Genomic DNA, 1305 nt, shown 5'->3' on the forward strand with positions numbered 1-1305 from the left:
TGTGTGACCGGCACATAGGTAACAAAGATGCCCGGTCACATCGGTAACATTACTTTATCATAATTTATAAACTTTGAGAGTTTTCTCATCAAATATAGCCAACGGTAAAAAAGAGAAATACAGAAGCCACTCTGTTTCACTATGAGCCTTCATTCCGATTGTTTCTCCCACAAGGGTTTCCGAAATAAAAAATTCTTTCCCTCGCCATTTCATTGTACCATTTGTTCGAATTTTTCTGGTTAGATCAAAATCATTGCTGTACTCAACAGCAGGTATTTTAGACGGAAATTCACGAGTAGAATGCGTGTATACCCAGGCAGGCCGTTTAAAGCCAAGCCCTTCATGAGGTCTTTGCTCATTAAATTCAGTTTTAAAGGCATCAAATCTCTGCTGTTGTTGAGACTGATTATATTGAGGTGGTAATGTGGTCTCTTTTTTAAGAGTAAGATGCATTCGTTCATGTCGACCATTTTCTTCAGGATGCCCTTTGCGTATACGCTCAGGTACGATGCCTAACTTTATTAACCAAACAGACAACTCTGATAATCCTGCTACAGCATGACTTGCAAAAGGTGCGCCGTTATCACTTCTAATGGCCAATGGTAACCCATACTCAACAAACAAAGTCGTGAGCGTTTGTTTTACTTCTGCGCCAGAAATTCTTGGGGAACCTTTAATCGCTAACAAGTAACGACTGAAATTATCGGTCACCGTCAACGGATAACATAACTGCTTATTACCTAAAAAAAACTGGCCTTTATAATCCATACTCCATGAGTCATTCGATTGACCGCATAGAACAAAGGGTTCTGTATAAGGTGCTACGCTTCGTTTTCGTTTGGCTCGAGTTACTAAGCCATGACGCTTTAATAAATCATCAATAGTGCTTTTTGCAGGCCATAAAATGTCGCCTCTTTCTTGCTGTAGCCAATTCTTTATCTTTTTAGCACCCCAACCTGGGTGGCGGCTCTTTACATCAAGGATGCTCTGTTCTATATGGCCCGCCATTCTATTTGCCTGAATATGCGGCGCTTTTGAGCGTTCTTTAAGGCCATCAATCCCGTCCTCCTTGTATCGGTTAATATATTTATAGCCCGTTTTACTGCTGATATTGAAACGCTCACATAATTCCCGAAATGTAGCTTCTTCATTATTGAGGTATGCCGAAATAAATTTAACTTTTTCATTCATGGGTTCAGTCTCTATCCAAGGCATCACAGACACTCCTAGCTATTTGTCTGGATCTAGATTAACTGTTACCTATGTGTCCGGTCACTTTTGTTACCGATGTGACCGGGTCGGACC

The 1305-nt window shown here is 40.8% G+C and carries 1 protein-coding gene; it reads right to left on the reverse strand.

What is annotated here, in order from left to right; all coding sequences use genetic code 11:
- Positions 1-57 precede the first annotated feature (57 nt).
- Entirely contained in the window at positions 58-1191 is a 1134-nt protein-coding gene (locus ACQUTA_RS13055; RefSeq protein ID WP_444988702.1) for a DDE-type integrase/transposase/recombinase, read from the reverse strand.
- Between the last annotated feature and the right edge of the window lie 114 nt (positions 1192-1305).

Source organism: Legionella navarrensis (assembly GCF_052527415.1).